Below are 15,893 nucleotides of genomic sequence, written 5' to 3'. Positions count from 1 at the left end.
GATACTTGTACAATTAATAGTACATGTTATGCTATTTATTAAAGTATATCAATAAGTATAAAAAAGCCGACACCATATAAACCTACAGCATCGGCTCACTTATTAATCAATAATCATGATGCTTAAGCAATATCTAGCGTGCCATCGATGAACTCTTTGGCAAAGCGCTGGAGCATACCACCCGCGTTATACATTTTGACCTCATCAGCGGTATCTAAGCGGCAGATAATCGGGGTTTCAGTCTTGCTGCCGTCAGCACGGTTAATCACTAATGTCATCAGCCCACCAGCAGAGACTTCGCCAGTGACATCAAAGGTTTCTGAACCATCAATATTTAGCGTATGGCGAGTCGTACCTTCTTCGAACTGTAGCGGTAGGGCGCCCATGCCGACTAGGTTTTGACGGTGGATACGTTCAAAATCTTCAGCAACGACGACTTCCACACCAGCCAAACGCACACCCTTGGCAGCCCAGTCACGGCTTGAGCCTTGGCCATAGCCGTCACCAGCGATGATGATAAGTGGTTGCTCGCGGTTCATATAGGTTTCAATCGCTTCCCACATGCGCATGACCTGACCTTGTGGTTCAACCCTAGCTAATGAGCCTTGGATAACTTCACCTTTTTCGTCACGTACCATCTCATTTAATAACTTAGGATTGGCAAAAGTCGCACGTTGCGCGGTTAAATGATCGCCGCGATGGGTTGCATACGAATTATAATCTTCAGCAGGCAGCCCCATGGTATCTAGGTACTCGCCAGCAGCCGAGTCACCCAAAATAGCATTGGAAGGTGACATATGGTCGGTGGTAATGTTATCGCCCAATACTGCTAACGGGCGCATGCCTTTTAGCTTATTCATTGCGGCCATTTTGCCTTCCCAATACGGCGGACGACGGATATAAGTGGTCATTTCTCGCCAGTTGTATAATGGGCTCAGAGCCTTTCCAGCGTCCTTTTTGGCTTCATCAAACATCGGAATATAGACAGCATTGAATTGCTCAGGCTTCACCGCTTTGGCAACGATAGCATCGACTTCATCATCATCGAACCAGATATCTTTTAAGTAAACATCATTGCCATCTTTATCTTGTCCTAATACATCTTTTTCGATATCGAAACGGATGTTACCAGCGATCGCATAAGCGATAACCAATGGTGGTGACGCTAAGAACGCTTGCTTAGCATATGGATGGATACGACCATCAAAGTTACGGTTGCCTGATAGCACCGCAGTGGTGAATAAATCATTATCAACGATTTCTTTTTCGATATCAGGATCGAGCGCGCCACTCATACCATTACAGGTGGTACAAGCAAAGCCGACCACGTCAAAGCCAATTTCCTGTAGCTCAGGCATCAGTCCGGCTTCTTCTAGATACATTTTGACCGTTTTAGAACCAGGTGCTAAAGAGGATTTGACCCAAGGTTTGCGTAATAAGCCTTTTTCATTAGCATTACGAGCAACCAAGCCAGCAGCAACCATATTGCGTGGGTTAGAGGTGTTGGTACAGCTGGTAATCGCGGCGATAATAACCGCGCCATCTGGCATCAAGCCATCTTTTGGTTCGGGCATTTTCTCATCAGCGCCGTGGGCAATACCTTCTTTGACCAAGTCCGTGGTTGAGACACGGGCATGCGGTCGAGAAGGGCCGGCAAGGTTACGTACCACTGCCGATAAATCAAACTCAAGTACGCGCGCATACTCGGCGTTTTCCATGCCATCAGCCCATAGGCCAGTTTGTTTGGCGTATTGCTCGACCAGCTTAATTTGAGCCTCAGAACGACCAGTGAGGCGTAGATAGTCGATGGTTTGCTCATCGATATAGAACATCGCTGCCGTCGCACCATATTCAGGCGTCATATTAGAGATAGAGGCACGGTCGCCAACGGTTAAATTTCGTGCGCCGTCACCGAAGAATTCAATATAAGTAGAAACCACGCCTTCATCACGTAAAAACTCGGTCATAGCGAGTACCAAATCGGTACCAGTAACGCCTTTTTGCAGTTTACCCGTTAGCTTAACGCCAACGAAATCTGGCAAACGCATGTACGATGGATTGCCTAGCATGACGCTTTCGGCTTCCAGACCGCCAACACCGATAGATATCACGCCTAGGGCGTCAACCATTGGCGTATGGCTATCTGTACCAACTAACGTGTCAGCAAAAGCCACTTCATGACCGTCTTTACCTTTTACTACCTGTACCACGGGCGACATTTTTTCTAGGTTGATTTGATGCATAATGCCGTTACCTGGCGGTACGACGTTGACGTTATCAAAGGCATATTCGCACCAGTTGATAAAGTGAAAGCGGTCATCGTTACGGCGTTCTTCGATAGCACGGTTTTTCTCAAAAGCGTTTTCTTCAAAGCCTGCGTGTTCCACTGCCAATGAATGGTCAACGATGAGCTGAGTTGGGACGATAGGGTTAACCTTAGAAGGATCACCGCCTTGTTCAGCGATGGCATCACGCAGTCCTGCTAAGTCAACAAAGGCAGTCTGGCCTAAGATGTCATGACAAACAACGCGGGCAGGATACCAAGGGAAATCTAAGTCTTGCCTACCTTGTATATGTTGGGTCAATGCCGCGGTTAAATCCTCTGGTGGGCAACGGCGAACCAAGTTTTCACATAGAACTTTTGAGCTAAACGGTAGCTTGTCATACGCGCCCGCTTCGATGCTTTCTACCGCTTCACGGGTATCGAAGTAATAAAGCTCGGTATCAGGTAAGGGTTTTTTAAACTTGTCATTCATCGGTTGTACTAGGGCGTTGTCCATAAGTCACCTTTGGCAGTTGGCTGGTTGGAATGGTTTTTGTATGACAGTATTACTTTAATATGCGGTTATCATTGATGTTATTTATAACTACCGACAATACCGTCGCATAAAATAAGTTTCTTGGCAGGATCTAAATGAGCACCAATTTTTTCATCATCAAGCTGCTCATATTTAAAATGCGGCTTTAAACCTTGCATTGATGTTTTTAGATATAAGGCATCGTAGAACATGTCTGAGTTGGGCACGACATAAATATCAAGGTGCGATATAGGCTTGTTTCTATAAGTCGCATTATTGAATTTCACGGTGTAAGTGACGCTATCACTACTATAGTCATCGCCTTTTTCCATGGTGATGGATGAAATGGCGTTTTTGTAAGGCGCTGGAATGACATAGTTTTCTTTTAAAGAAAATACTGTACCGTCATAAACACCATTGGTTGTCGATTCTTCGTGGGTAATAAAGCTATTTTTGAAAGTGTTATAAGTATTGGCAGCCTTCGTTGATTTGTCGCTATCTATATAACCGCATGCCTCTTCATAAACACTAAATAATGGAGTTAAATCTGTAGCCGCACTGGCGTAGGTTGAACCCAAAGATATTGATAGGAGTCCGGTACCAATTAGTGCAAACGATAGATTTTTTGTATTAAACATAACAGCCCTTGATTGACAGTCATTTAATGAGTAGTTGTAGGGTGCGCCATGCGTACCCTACAAGTTTATTTATTCGAGCGAAGAGGAAAGCGCTACAAATTAACGCGCACTCATCTCTGGTACTGAACGCAATTCTTCACCGATATATTCGGCACTTGGTCGAATAATACGGTTATTACCACGTTGCTCAAAGACGTGTGACGCCCAGCCTGTCAGACGTGAACACACAAAGATTGGTGTGAATAACTTGGTTGGAATGCCCATGAAGTGATACGCTGAAGCATGGAAGAAATCTGCGTTACAGAACAGTTTCTTTTCACGCCACATAACTTCTTCACAGCGTACTGATACTGGGTATAACACTTCATCACCAACATCGTTGGCCAGTTTTTCAGCCCAACCTTTGATGACCACGTTACGTGGGTCTGAGTCGCTGTAGATAGCATGACCAAAGCCCATAATTTTGTCTTTACGTGCCAGCATCGCCATCATCTCTTTTTCAGCTTCATCGGGTGAGCTAAAGCCTTCAATCATATCCATCGCTGCTTCATTAGCACCGCCATGTAAAGGACCGCGCAAGGTGCCAATCGCGCCAGTAATACACGAATGGATGTCAGACAGGGTAGAGGCACACACGCGCGCGGTAAAGGTTGACGCATTAAACTCGTGCTCAGCGTACAAGATAAGTGACACGTTCATGACTTTAGTATGTAGCTCGTTTGGCTTCTCGCCTTTAAGCAGATGCAAGAAATGACCGCCGATAGTCTCATCATCAGTTTCAGTTTCGATACGCTCATTGTCATGAGTAAAGCGATACCAGTAGTTAATAATTGATGGGAATACCGCTAGCATACGATCCGCTTTGTCATTCTCTTGCTCAAAGTCGGTTTCCGTTTCAAGGTTACCGAGCATTGAGTTGCCCGTACGCAGCACATCCATCGGGTGTGAGTCAGCAGGGATACGCTCAAGTACATCTTTTAGTGCTTGTGGTAGACCACGTAATTTTTTGAGCTTGGCTTGATAGGCATCAAGTTCGCTTTGGGTTGGCAAGTTGCCATAAAGTAGTAAGTAAGCCACTTCTTCAAAGATACATTTGTCCGCAAGCTCTGAGACATCATAACCGCGGTAAGTCAGACCTGAGCCTGATTTACCAACGGTTGATAGAGCGGTCTTGCCAGCGACTTGACCGCGTAGTCCTGCACCTGAAAGTTCTTTTTTTGCTGCCATGATTAAATTCCTTTTGTTGGTAGCTTTAGTAGTAAAGTTTATTAGATAGCCAATTTTAATAAATCGTTTCTTAAATCACTGTATTGCTTGCTTAAGTCTACTTATTATCAGCAAACAGTTTATCTAACGTTTGCTCGAATTCGTGGTAGTTTAAGAAGTCGTATAGCTCCATACGGGTTTGCATGGTATCGACAACTTTGTCCTGCGTGCCGTCATCGAGTAGATGTTGATAGACGTTTAATGCCGCTTTATTCATCGCACGGAATGCTGATAGCGGGTATAGCACCATATCGACACCCACACCGTGTAATTGCTCTGTGGTATAAAGGTCAGTTTGACCAAACTCTGTCATGTTGGCGAGTACCGGTATATCCAGCACATCGGTAAATTTACGGTACATCTCAATATCAGTCAATGCTTCGGCAAAAATCATATCGGCGCCAGCTTCTTGAAAGGCAACTGCGCGCTCAACCGCTGCGTCAAGACCTTCGACAGACAGCGCGTCAGTACGAGCCATAACCACAAAGTCTTTATCGGTTTTGGCATCAAGTGCTGCTTTTAGGCGGTCGACCATTTCTGAGATACTAACGATTTCTTTATTGGGACGGTGGCCACAGCGTTTTTGTGCGACTTGGTCCTCGATATGTACTGCTGCCACACCTGCTTTTTCCATTTTCTTGACGGTCTGAGCGATGTTAAACGCGCCACCAAAACCCGTATCGATATCCACCAATAGCGGCGTATCAACGGCATCAGTAATACGGCGCGCATCTTCTAGGACGTTATCAAGGCTAGTCATACCCAAGTCAGGCAGACCAAATGAGGCATTCGCCACGCCAGCACCAGAGAGATATAGCGCTTGGTGACCAACTTGGGTTGCCATCATAGCGGTGTAAGCGTTAATCGCGCCAGCAATCTGTAGCGGCTGGTTGTTATCGTTTTTTTGTTTCATTGCACTGCGAAAGCGAGCGCCAGCTGATGAGGTCATGTCATAATCCTTACGTGGAGGGTAATCTTATCGATACTATTAATATTATGGATATCATATTTGATTGAATCGTTGTGATTGATTATACCCAATTATCCATGCTTGCAAAGCGGTCTTTCAATACTTTTAGTTAGGTGAATTTAATTAAAAGTTAATTTTTAATAAACATATTCGATATGTAAATAGTACTATCCATTATCTAGAGGTTTACTGAGATTAGTATTCATATCGCTTAAACCAACCACCAATCACTCGCTAGATATTTACATTTATTTACAATTACTACCATCAAATGATTAAACCATTGCACAAAAAAGCCCTCATAGCTTCGCTAAAAGGGCTTTTTTGCATCAAGTAGATTTGTATAAAGCTGAATGTATACCTAAGCTAGCTAACCAAAGAGACCCGCAAGATTGGCTAAGAACAACAGTGCAAAACCAGCTAAGAATATCAAACCAGCGATAGACAATGCATTCATACCTACTGACAGTTTTTTATGGTTTTTGACCAAGGTATAGTTGAGCCAACCAAAGATGGGTGCCGAAACGAACGCCGATATCATGGCGAATTTTAGCATCGAGCCCAATTGTCCGGTAAAGAAAGTGATAATCACCAAACCACCACCGATGGCATAAGTGGTCCAAAAGGCGATTTGCTTTTTATTGATCTCATCGTCACCTTTAAGTAAGCGCCAGCACTCAGCATTGGCACGGCCATAACCATCGGCACAAGTAATGGTGGTGCCAAACATACACATAAAGGCGACGAAGGCGACCAGCAGTCGTGACCATTCACCGATGGTACTGGTATACATATTAATCAGCTGATTGATATAAGCGGCGCCTGCAATCTCAATCTCTTGTCCTGAGCCATACTGGACAAACACGCCTAACGATAAGAAGAACAACGCCAAGACACCAGAGACCGAGTAACCCACATTGAAATCAAGCAATCCCTGACGGTGCGTGGTGTGTTCGGCTTTGACTTTAGCGGATGTCCACATCGAGGTAATCGCCGCAAACTCAAGCGGTGCTGGCATCCAGCCCATCAATGCTACGATAAAACCTAAGGTCGCCAAATTCCAAGGCGAGGCAGCGACAAAATCGGTTGCCATAACCGTCGGCTTGCCAGCGGCAATAATCACTGCTGCTACTGTTGCAGTGGTAAGAGCAATCATAATCCACTTAGTCACGCCATCAAGCAGCTTATAATGACCAGCAATCAGGAAGAACCACGAGACCGCAACGATAATCAAAGCCAATGTCATGGTGGACAAACCGAGGGAGGCAGGCAGCATAAAGCCTAGGATAACTGCCGCAATCAAAGATACCGCGCCCGTACTAATGACCGCCGATAAGACGGATAGGATGAAATAAATCCATAGATAGGCTTTCGAGCGTTTGGCATAGCCTGCGATTAAGCTTTCGCCAGTGTCGTAGACGTAATCGGTACCAAATCGAAAGAACGGGTATTTAAAGATATTGGCTAAAATAATCATAATCGCCAGCTGCCAGCCATATAGTGCGCCCGCCTGTGTCGATGAAATCAGATGTGAGCCACCGATAGCAGCTGTCGCCATTAAGATACCGGGACCAAAAATACGCCAGCTAAAGCCTTCTTGCTGCGGGGCGACGGTATCGTCGGTGGCGCTTGGGTTGTTGAGTGGTTGTGTGGACATGAATACCTCGAAATGGTTAAAACGGCAAATCATCACTTACCTGTGTCAGTCTGCCAATGATCGTTAGAAAATCGCTTTATACAATATATATAACGCCTATTTTATAACGTTAAATACAAAACGATTCATCTTGTATCGACTTTAGCACACCGATGCTATTCAGGAGAATGATTATTCTAATTATTATTACTATTTGTTTGCATTGCCATTCTTGATAGTTAGCATAATTAATTATTAATATCAAGAGTTAGTACTGAGTATTTTTTGGCGGTTCTTTATACCATAATCCGCAGCTGATAGCTGATAATTTATAGCTTTGAGGCAAATTTTTGTTTTCGATAGGTGATACCGCGCTGTTCATACACCTGATAAGTAGCAGTGAGTAAGTCAGGGATTTTAGGGTGGACAAAGTCTTTGAGGGTATGTAAATAAATAGGGGAGGTCACGTTTTCGTGTACCAAGCGTTGATAGCTGATTTGTTCTGTACGCACCGTTTGTAGGCTGGCAGGTACAAGCGTAACCCCTTCACCAGCAGCGACTAGTCCCAATGCTACTTGTAAGTCACTCACCGTGGTAGTCATCAGTGGCGCGATACCGTATTGTGCAAATAAATGCAGCAAAGGCTCGGTGACAGGCTCGTTAAGCGTACTAAACGATAGAGGCTGGCCTGTTGAGTTGGTTCTTTTTGTATGGGCAGGCAGTTTATTGGTCGATGTTGGTTTCGGTATGGACGTGGTTATTGCTGGCGTGGCTATCGGCAAATGCGTTTGATGGTATAAAATCAGGCGGTTATTTGCCAAATCTATCAAGCGTTGCTCGCGCACATTGGCTAATGGGTGTGCTTTAGGCAGCGCAACCACATAACGCTCATGGCGTAATAGTATTTGCTGAATCCAAGGGTCTTGGTGGGCAAAACGCCCAAAACCAACATCAATGTCACCAGATTTTAGCGCATCTATTTGCTGGTAGGAGCTGATATCCTTTAGGTTGACCTCAATATCAGGGTTGGATTGTTTTAAACTAGCGATGACTTCTGGCAATAGCCCGTACAGGACAGACGGTACAAAACCAATGTTTAATGCGCTGCTGGGCGCAGACAATCGCTGGGTCATACTGGTGACGGTATCAATCTCTGTTAGTATGGCGCTGATTTTATCGTAAAAGAATGCCCCAGCTTCGGTGAGATGTAATGGTCTATTGTAGCGGTCGACTAACTCTACGCCCATATCGGTCTCGAGCTGTTTGAGCAAGCGACTCAGACTCGGCTGTGACAATCCCGTTTTGGTAGCAGCGGCGCTGAAACTACGCAAATCTGCGATAGCAATAAAAGCCTTGAGCTGTTTTAAATCCATATTTTATGCTCACTTATATATAATGTCATCGATGCTTATGGTTATTTTTTTAAAGAGCGCTTTTGGCTATTTTATACCAATAATAGGGGTAACCATAAAATTGTGCTTGAAGCGAGTGAAGTGACCCACTATATTGTTTGTTAACGATAGTGTTACACTTTAGCAAACAATAAAATCTTTATCCTTAATTCTAGCAGTCATCTTCTTTTTCGTGGTACAAACTGGTTTGGTATTACTTCATGAGTGATAAAAAAAATAGCCATAATTCAGATTTAGAGGCAAATTTAGCCAAAATTGCTAATACTAAGCCACGAAAGCGCATGCGTAAAGATAACATCTATGAACGTTTTATCACACGTGTTGAAAATGTCGACGGTGTTGATGAAGATGGTGAGTCAAAAGACACCACAGCAAATGACTTAAAGCCAGTAAAAGATGCCAACAAACTGTCCTCATATGAGCCATTAAGCGCAGCAGAGCTAGCGTTATTTGCTACTCAAGTACAAGAGGGTGAAACCCTAGAGGTCTATAACGACAAAGGTATCAACTTAGATTTTTCTGACGAAGATGAAGATTTAACGTCAAAGCACGTCACAATAACCAACCCCGACGAGTCTTTGGATCGGGGTTCAGAAGAAATTGAAAATAAAGAGCCTGAAAACCATGAATTCATAAACGAAGAAGTCATAAACGAAAAAATATCAAATAAGAAGTCGATAAAATCCAAAGACAAGCAAGCGAGTAGCAAAAAACCGCTCGTCATTGGTATGGTTTTTGGCTCATTACTGATCGCTGCCATCGTCATGATGCTTGTTTTTACCGGTGTGCTGTCGACTTCAACGAAGACTGATATAGCGAATGGTGCAGAAATACCAGTAATAGCAGAGAATAATTCCGATGCCAGTAGAGAGGCTGAAGTGGTAGAAACCATTGAGCAAGATACTCAGCCTGCTGCTGACGCTACTGCAGCTCAATATCAAGGTGAGGTTATTGGTTCAGAGGCACAACCAGCACCGCAACCATCCAATGATAAACCAGCTGACGCATCCATCACTTATGAGGACTTTAGACAAGAGTCGCAAAGTACGCTATATCGTGAAACTGATGATTAATCTGGCTTTATTATAGTAAGGGAGTAAGCGGCTGTTGTCCTATGACAAGCTGACTTTTACTGTCTAAAACCAGTTTTCTTACCGCTTATCAGTCAATCATAGCGCTCATACCAAAAACCATTGCATAACACCAGAGTGCTCGTATCATGACATAGAGGATGCAGTTATATACTGCTGATGACATGGATTGATTGGGTATTGTTCTATGAAACACTCAGACAGTATTGAGACTACAGTGACGCAATCAGCAAAATTCGCAAAGGGCAGATCAGCGAATAATATAGAGTTTGTTGGCGTGCTAGGCATCCTTTGTACTTTATTCTTGGCAAGCGTCTTTATATTCGATGGTGTTTTTTCAACCTTTTCGACGAGCGATCAAATAGTGCTGGCGAGTCACCCAGTATCTTCTGTTAATAATGTTGCATCTACCAATCAAAGCAATATTGCGCTAGTAGCCGACGCTACACTCTCGCAAGAAAAAAATGGTGACCCAGCAGTAAACTCTGTGAAGAGTGGTTCTACCATGAGCGAAAATGACTTTAGGCAAGAGGCGCAGAACATAATACGTCGCGATCCAGAAAGTCTAGACATGCAAGCAGCAAACTTAAATACCCACTTAAATACCCAAGCTATGGCAATGAACCGAACCATCAGCAATGAGGACTTTAGAGTAGAAGCTAAGCAGGTGTTATATCGTGATGAAAATCAATAGAGCTTTTGAATTAGAATCCCAAGTAATTATTTATAAGTAATCATTCATAAGCAACCACCTACAGTTCAGCACTTACGTATAAGCCTACTAAATCTTAAGAAGATTCATCTATTTTGCGATATTTGCGTCAAAAAAATCAAGCCAAAGCCGACGACCTTCATCATTAAAGCGCCGCACCGTATTGAAATATTGTTGCCGTGCCGCCTCATTTACTAGGGGCTCGGGCAATAATGGATCGAAGATCACACTGCGGATACCTGCATCTCCAAGCGTAAACACTTCTCGTAAAGCCGCGTCATGGCTCAAATTATCCATATGTTTTAACCAATTGTTCAGTTGATAAGACATGTCTTCATAATATCTCTCTAATTGCATGTCAGACCAAAGTCCTAAGGCTTTTTTTTGGCGAATAGAATCAAAATCGCAAGCCTTAAATACGATGGCTTCTGCTCCTAACCCTAGATTCAATAGACGTTTACGAACGCTATCTATACCGCCCTGTAGATTATTCGGGCGTATATAGAGTCCTTTGTCTAGCTCGCGAAACCCTAATAACGATAAAGCCCGGTCACGTGCGCGTAGTATTGTGCGGTTACTGCGAGGTAGACCACCCGTGGCCACGGCTATCCATGAGCCGTCTGATTTTATGGTCTTTCTATCGGAGGTATGCCATGAGGCGACATCATCGCCTAATTTTTGTGCTTCTGGCCCCAATTGATAAGTAGCAGGCCCGATTGCCTCAGCGAGCTCTGCTTGGGTTAAACGCGCCATGGTTACGCGAATACTGTTCTCTGTCATGCCAAACACTGAGCCTGCCAAAATAGCTTCAGTAGCGGTAAGAGTACTGTTGTCCGCTACCGTTAATAAACGGAGGAGGAGAAGTCGGGGACTGGGTTTATTCATATTACACACCTTGACGAAATAATTTTTATTATGTAATACTAGCTATTGTAAAATAGTAGAGGTTAGTCAAAATCGAGGAAGATAACAATTATGTCAATGATAAATCAATTTAATACTCATGAAGTAAATAATCAACCCTTTGCCTTAGCTAACTACAACGCTTGGGAAACAGATGCTGCCCTTATCGAAGCTGTAACGAGAGAAGGAGCAGGGTGGGCAGAGGAACACCTGAGTGAATTCGGTGCTCGTACAGGCGGTGATATGATTGCTAGCGGGTTTTTAGCCAATGAAAACCCGCCTAAGTTACGAGATTTTGATAGTTATGGACGGCGTATAGATGAGGTGGATTTTCATCCAGCCTATCATGAGCTGATGACTGCTGGCATGAAATATGGCATGAGTAATTTTGCGTGGCGTAATGAAAGTCATAAAAACCCTCATGTAGCTCGAGCCGCTGTGATGTATCTTGGTTCGCAAGCTGATGCAGGGTTTGGTTGTCCGATGTCTATGAGCTACGCAGCGATTCCTGCCCTAAGGCATTCACCAGAGCTAGCAGAAAAATGGCTGCCTAAACTCTTATCGCAGGACTATGATCCGCGTAGTCTACCCATGGAAGAAAAGCTGGGTTGTACTATGGGTATGGGCATGACTGAAAAGCAAGGCGGATCCGACCTACGCCGCAATACAACGCGAGCACTGCTGCAAGAGGACGGAACCTATGAGCTTATTGGTCACAAGTGGTTTTTTTCAGCCCCGATGTGTGACGCCCATTTAGTATTGGCACAGACTGAAAATGGCCTCAGTTGTTTCTTAGTGCCACGTTTTCGTCCTGATGGTACGAAAAATGCCGTTCGTATTCAACGTCTAAAAGACAAGCTGGGTGACTGGTCGAACGCCTCTTCGGAAGTCGAATTTCAAGCCGCGTTTGGTGAGTTGGTGGGCTTAGAAGGTCGTGGTATTCCGACAATTATTGAGATGGTAGCACTGACTCGGCTGGACTGTATGACTGGCTCCTCAGCACAAATGCGCCAAGCGATTGTGCAAGCTATTCACCACACCAGCCAGCGTGAGGCCTTTGGTAAATTATTAATCGACCAACCCATTATGCGTAATGTGCTTGCTGACTTAGCGTTAGAGTCGGAGGTGGCATTGGCGCTTACGATGCGTATCGCACGCGCAGTCGGCATGATAGAAAAAGATCCCCATGAAGCCGCCCTTGCTCGTATCGCGACTGCGATTGGTAAGTACTGGATATGCAAGCGTGCGCCAGTTCTTATCAATGAAGCGCAGGAGTGCTTAGGAGGAAATGGTTACGTTGAAGAGAATATTATGCCGCGTCTCTATCGACAGGCGCCGTTAAACTCAATCTGGGAGGGTAGTGGTAATGTGCAATGTCTTGATGTGCTTCGAGCTTTAAAAAAGGAGCCAGAAACTCGTGACGCTCTATTTGCGGAACTGCAGAAAGCCGCTGGCAAGAACCCTCATTACGATAACGAGCTGAGTCTTTTATCCGAACGTTTCGATGACATTGAAACCTTAGAGTTTCGCAGTCGCTACGTGATTGAACGCTTAGCATTAATGCTCCAGGCTTCAATCTTACTATTAAGTGATAATACGGAAATTGCAAAAGCATTCTGTCTTTCACGGCTCGCAAGCGAACACGGGCTAGCCTTTGGAACACTGAGCCCTGATGCTCCAGTTGAGCTATTGATTAAACGCGCTGCAGGAGCTACAAAAGCGCTATTATGAACAGATTTTGCTATTTGATAAGAAGAGTTATCCGCTTGAGCTTTATAATTGCTCTTTGGAGCAACTCCGGAGCTTATCTATATAGTTTGCCCAATCTTGCATCATTTGCACCCTAGTATCTATTTCATCTAATCGATTATAGGCACCGCCATGCGTGTCCTTTACTCTATGGCCTAATTGCAGCTCAGTCACGATATCTGAATAACGCAGTTCAGGTTGCTCCATCAGTAAGGTTTTAGCGGATGCTCGAAAGCCATGAGCGCATTGAATATCCTTATATCCCAGCCTATGAAATATTTGTACTAGCGTGGCTTTACTAATATAAGTATTACTTGAGGCACGCATCGATGCAAATACGTATTCTTTATGACCGGTAATTGATTGCATTTCTAGTAAGCGCGTAATAACCTGAGAAGCCAATGGTGCAACCAAGTGCGATACCATATCTTCACGACCTTCGCCTTTAGTAGGAGAAAACTCCCATAGCTTGTTATCCCAATCTATATCTTGCCAGCGCATAGAACGCAAATCGATACTACGCACAAAGACATACGGTAGTAAATTCATTGCCTCTAAAGTAATCACACTTGCTCCTTTAAACGACTCCATATCTCGTAATAATACTGCAAACTGCTCAGGCTTGGTAATGGCTGGCAGGTGATTACCTGAATTGGCAGGTGCAAGCTCACCGCGCGTATCAACAGCCACATTTCTATCACAGAGTCCTCTTGCGACAGCAAATGAGAATACTTTTTCAGTATAAAGCCTTGTGCTTGCACCAACGAAGGCCGCTTGATTTTCATTATTTTGAATGGCCTCACAGACATTTAATATAATCTCACTAGTAATATCATTCATTCTTAAGTCGCCAATTTCACGACACATATATCCTAAGCATAAATCCCAATATTCTAGCGTCGATTCACTAAACGAGAGTTTATTAGACTTGGCTGTGCGACGACTGGCCATTTTATTGTCTCTCCAAGCTCGAACTATCTCGGCAAACGTTGCATTTTTTAAGTGAGCATATTTATTTACTTTTTCTTGTTGGCTTGTCGCCTTAGGATCAACACCCTTAGCAACCATTGCCAGTATAGAGTCAGCTTTATACTTAACTTCATTCAGACCAATCTCATCCACTCGGCCAAGCATCATTCTAGGGCGTTTACCTTCAATATGCGGATGAGGATAACGGAGGTAGTATTCCTTTTTACCATTGGGGTAAATGCGTACGCTTAAACCCGCAATGCCAGAAATACTGACAGAGTAATCTTTATCTCGACATTCAAGAACATTGATATCGTTTATATTATTGACAGCCATTATCTATATCCGTGGACGTTGTAGGTACGATAAATTAAGCATATTTATCTATTAATTTAATACTCAAGTTACAAGTATACTTCTCGCAGTCGTCATAGCTTATGAAGAGTACTTTTTGCGAATATTGAAATATAATTGGACACCATATTGGACACTGATTATTATATTATAATCATAAAACCCTTTAAATAAATAGGCTTAAGGTATAATCATCCCCAAGGCTACCTTGGGGATAAATATATCATAATAAACTAATAAAGCGTAGGCGATGCAATTATTGCCTTAAAATACTCTAAATGTTGTTTTTATCTATGATTACAGTACATAGTTAGCTATAAAAAATTGTTTGTACGCCTTATTTATCAATGTGTTCATAGGTTTTTCTATAGAAAATATGCTCGCGTACGTGCACATAATAATGAAATAGGGGTCATAGTACTGTTCTGTGCAAATTTGAGAGGGCTATTTTAAGTAGTCTATAAATGTATGTATCAGCTTAATAGACTAGCTCTGTGTAAGTAGTGATATAATGCCGCGATAATCGATATTTCATGAAAGGTTCACATTATGGCTCGTACCGCTAGCGCATTACACATTTTAGTAAAAGACAAAGAACTGGCTGACGACATTATTGTCAAGCTTAAAAAAGGCGCCCAGTTTGATGTGCTGGCTAAAAAACACTCAACCTGCCCATCAGCTAAAAAAGGCGGTAGCTTAGGGGAGTTTCAAAAAGGCGACCATGGTACCGGCATTTGATAAAGTCTGCTTCAATGGCGAGCTCTTCACCCCGCATTTAGTAAAAACTAAGTTTGGCTGGCATGTGGTTAAAGTGCTTTATAGAATGTAAGAGCTAAAGTCGGAGCTGCATAATCCTTATATGCTGACTTGTTATCTTCTCTTAAAATCAAGTCAATAAAAAGCAGATGCCATAATCAGTATCTGCTTTTTATTTATTATGATAAGAGCTAAAAAAGCTGAATGAGGGGGCAAGTAAGGTAGTCAGTTGTATTTATATTAGATTATTAATAGTTTCTTAGATTAACACATGAAGTGCAATACCAAATGTGAGGTGAAAAAAAGACCTAGATGCGCTAGCATCAAAGTTTTTATCCACCGACCAAAGTGAGATTGCAACCATGAACTATACACATCTAAGCCTAGGTGAACGATACCAGATTTATGCCCTTAAAGGGGCAAAACATAGTATTAAATTTATAGCGAGGGCGTTAAACAGAAGTCCCAGCACCATATCAAGAGAGCTAAGGCGTAATAAAGGCCTGCGCGGTTACCGAGCAAAGAATGCTAATAACAAGGCTTGTGACAGACGGTCAAACAATGCGCCCAGCATCATCGCTGACGTATGGGATTGGGTCACAGATAAGCTAAAAGACAGCTGGAGTCCTGAACAAATAG

At 43.4% G+C, this 15,893-nt stretch carries 12 protein-coding genes and 1 pseudogene; 5 read left to right on the top strand and 8 right to left on the bottom strand.

Annotation, left to right across the window (positions count from 1 at the left end):
* Positions 1 to 122: 122 nt before the first annotated feature.
* From acnD to EI161_RS02645, 6 genes are all read right to left on the bottom strand, one after another.
* Positions 123 to 2,780 carry a Fe/S-dependent 2-methylisocitrate dehydratase AcnD gene (gene acnD / locus EI161_RS02670; protein WP_263972254.1) on the bottom strand — a complete coding sequence of 886 codons (2,658 nt, stop codon included), beginning with the start codon at positions 2,778 to 2,780 and terminating at the stop codon, positions 123 to 125.
* 77 nt (positions 2,781 to 2,857) lie between these two features.
* Positions 2,858 to 3,436: a hypothetical protein gene (locus tag EI161_RS02665; RefSeq protein WP_192523120.1), complete on the bottom strand. Its 579-nt coding sequence runs from the start codon at positions 3,434 to 3,436 to the stop codon at positions 2,858 to 2,860.
* A gap of 99 nt (positions 3,437 to 3,535) precedes the next feature.
* A complete protein-coding gene (prpC, locus tag EI161_RS02660; protein WP_192523119.1) occupies positions 3,536 to 4,663 on the bottom strand; it encodes a 2-methylcitrate synthase in 1,128 nt (375 codons plus the stop codon).
* Positions 4,664 to 4,760: 97 nt separating this feature from the next.
* Positions 4,761 to 5,651 (bottom strand): methylisocitrate lyase, encoded by an 891-nt coding sequence (gene prpB / locus EI161_RS02655; RefSeq protein WP_192528926.1) that lies wholly within the window; start codon positions 5,649 to 5,651, stop codon positions 4,761 to 4,763.
* 391 nt (positions 5,652 to 6,042) lie between these two features.
* Positions 6,043 to 7,329: an NRAMP family divalent metal transporter gene (locus EI161_RS02650; protein WP_192523117.1), complete on the bottom strand. Its 1,287-nt coding sequence runs from the start codon at positions 7,327 to 7,329 to the stop codon at positions 6,043 to 6,045.
* A gap of 308 nt (positions 7,330 to 7,637) precedes the next feature.
* Positions 7,638 to 8,681, bottom strand: coding sequence for a LysR family transcriptional regulator (locus EI161_RS02645; RefSeq protein WP_192528925.1), 1,044 nt, complete (start codon positions 8,679 to 8,681; stop codon positions 7,638 to 7,640).
* A 239-nt stretch (positions 8,682 to 8,920) separates the two neighbouring features.
* Between EI161_RS02645 and EI161_RS02640 the strand changes: the two genes are divergently transcribed.
* Positions 8,921 to 9,793, top strand: coding sequence for a hypothetical protein (locus EI161_RS02640; protein ID WP_192528924.1), 873 nt, complete (start codon positions 8,921 to 8,923; stop codon positions 9,791 to 9,793).
* 205 nt (positions 9,794 to 9,998) lie between these two features.
* The gene (locus tag EI161_RS02635; protein WP_192523114.1) at positions 9,999 to 10,505 is read left to right on the top strand and encodes a hypothetical protein; all 507 of its coding nucleotides are present in this window, start codon (positions 9,999 to 10,001) and stop codon (positions 10,503 to 10,505) included.
* A 108-nt stretch (positions 10,506 to 10,613) separates the two neighbouring features.
* On the opposite strand, the gene EI161_RS02630 is transcribed toward EI161_RS02635, so the two are convergent.
* Positions 10,614 to 11,408, bottom strand: coding sequence for a PaaX family transcriptional regulator (locus tag EI161_RS02630; protein ID WP_192523113.1), 795 nt, complete (start codon positions 11,406 to 11,408; stop codon positions 10,614 to 10,616).
* A 90-nt stretch (positions 11,409 to 11,498) separates the two neighbouring features.
* On the opposite strand from EI161_RS02630, the gene EI161_RS02625 reads away from it, so the two are divergent.
* Entirely contained in the window at positions 11,499 to 13,157 is a 1,659-nt protein-coding gene (locus EI161_RS02625; RefSeq protein ID WP_263973700.1) for an isovaleryl-CoA dehydrogenase, read from the top strand.
* 42 nt (positions 13,158 to 13,199) lie between these two features.
* On the opposite strand, the gene EI161_RS02620 is transcribed toward EI161_RS02625, so the two are convergent.
* Positions 13,200 to 14,480: a tyrosine-type recombinase/integrase gene (locus EI161_RS02620; RefSeq protein ID WP_192523112.1), complete on the bottom strand. Its 1,281-nt coding sequence runs from the start codon at positions 14,478 to 14,480 to the stop codon at positions 13,200 to 13,202.
* Positions 14,481 to 15,047: 567 nt separating this feature from the next.
* On the opposite strand from EI161_RS02620, the pseudogene EI161_RS02615 reads away from it, so the two are divergent.
* Positions 15,048 to 15,327, top strand: a pseudogene (locus EI161_RS02615) (peptidylprolyl isomerase).
* Between the two features lie 289 nt (positions 15,328 to 15,616).
* Positions 15,617 to 15,893 (top strand): helix-turn-helix domain-containing protein (locus EI161_RS02610; protein WP_192528923.1); only part of this gene is annotated, 277 nt, incomplete at its 3' end.

This window comes from Psychrobacter sp. FME5 (genome assembly GCF_014861375.1).
In the GTDB taxonomy this organism is placed as follows: Bacteria; Pseudomonadota; Gammaproteobacteria; order Pseudomonadales; family Moraxellaceae; genus Psychrobacter.
The sequence above is the reverse complement of the archived record's forward strand: the minus strand, read 5'-3'. Positions and strand labels throughout refer to the sequence as shown.

What these genes read in the sequence shown, in the direction of transcription:
- acnD (WP_263972254.1), bottom strand. Translation starts at nt 2,780, where the DNA reads ATGGACAACGCCCTAGTACAACCGATGAATGACAAGTTTAAAAAACCC.
- EI161_RS02665 (WP_192523120.1), bottom strand. Translation starts at nt 3,436, where the DNA reads ATGTTTAATACAAAAAATCTATCGTTTGCACTAATTGGTACCGGACTC.
- prpC (WP_192523119.1), bottom strand. Translation starts at nt 4,663, where the DNA reads ATGGCAGCAAAAAAAGAACTTTCAGGTGCAGGACTACGCGGTCAAGTC.
- prpB (WP_192528926.1), bottom strand. Translation starts at nt 5,651, where the DNA reads ATGACCTCATCAGCTGGCGCTCGCTTTCGCAGTGCAATGAAACAAAAA.
- EI161_RS02650 (WP_192523117.1), bottom strand. Translation starts at nt 7,329, where the DNA reads ATGTCCACACAACCACTCAACAACCCAAGCGCCACCGACGATACCGTC.
- EI161_RS02645 (WP_192528925.1), bottom strand. Translation starts at nt 8,681, where the DNA reads ATGGATTTAAAACAGCTCAAGGCTTTTATTGCTATCGCAGATTTGCGT.
- EI161_RS02640 (WP_192528924.1), top strand. Translation starts at nt 8,921, where the DNA reads ATGAGTGATAAAAAAAATAGCCATAATTCAGATTTAGAGGCAAATTTA.
- EI161_RS02635 (WP_192523114.1), top strand. Translation starts at nt 9,999, where the DNA reads ATGAAACACTCAGACAGTATTGAGACTACAGTGACGCAATCAGCAAAA.
- EI161_RS02630 (WP_192523113.1), bottom strand. Translation starts at nt 11,408, where the DNA reads ATGAATAAACCCAGTCCCCGACTTCTCCTCCTCCGTTTATTAACGGTA.
- EI161_RS02625 (WP_263973700.1), top strand. Translation starts at nt 11,499, where the DNA reads ATGTCAATGATAAATCAATTTAATACTCATGAAGTAAATAATCAACCC.
- EI161_RS02620 (WP_192523112.1), bottom strand. Translation starts at nt 14,480, where the DNA reads ATGGCTGTCAATAATATAAACGATATCAATGTTCTTGAATGTCGAGAT.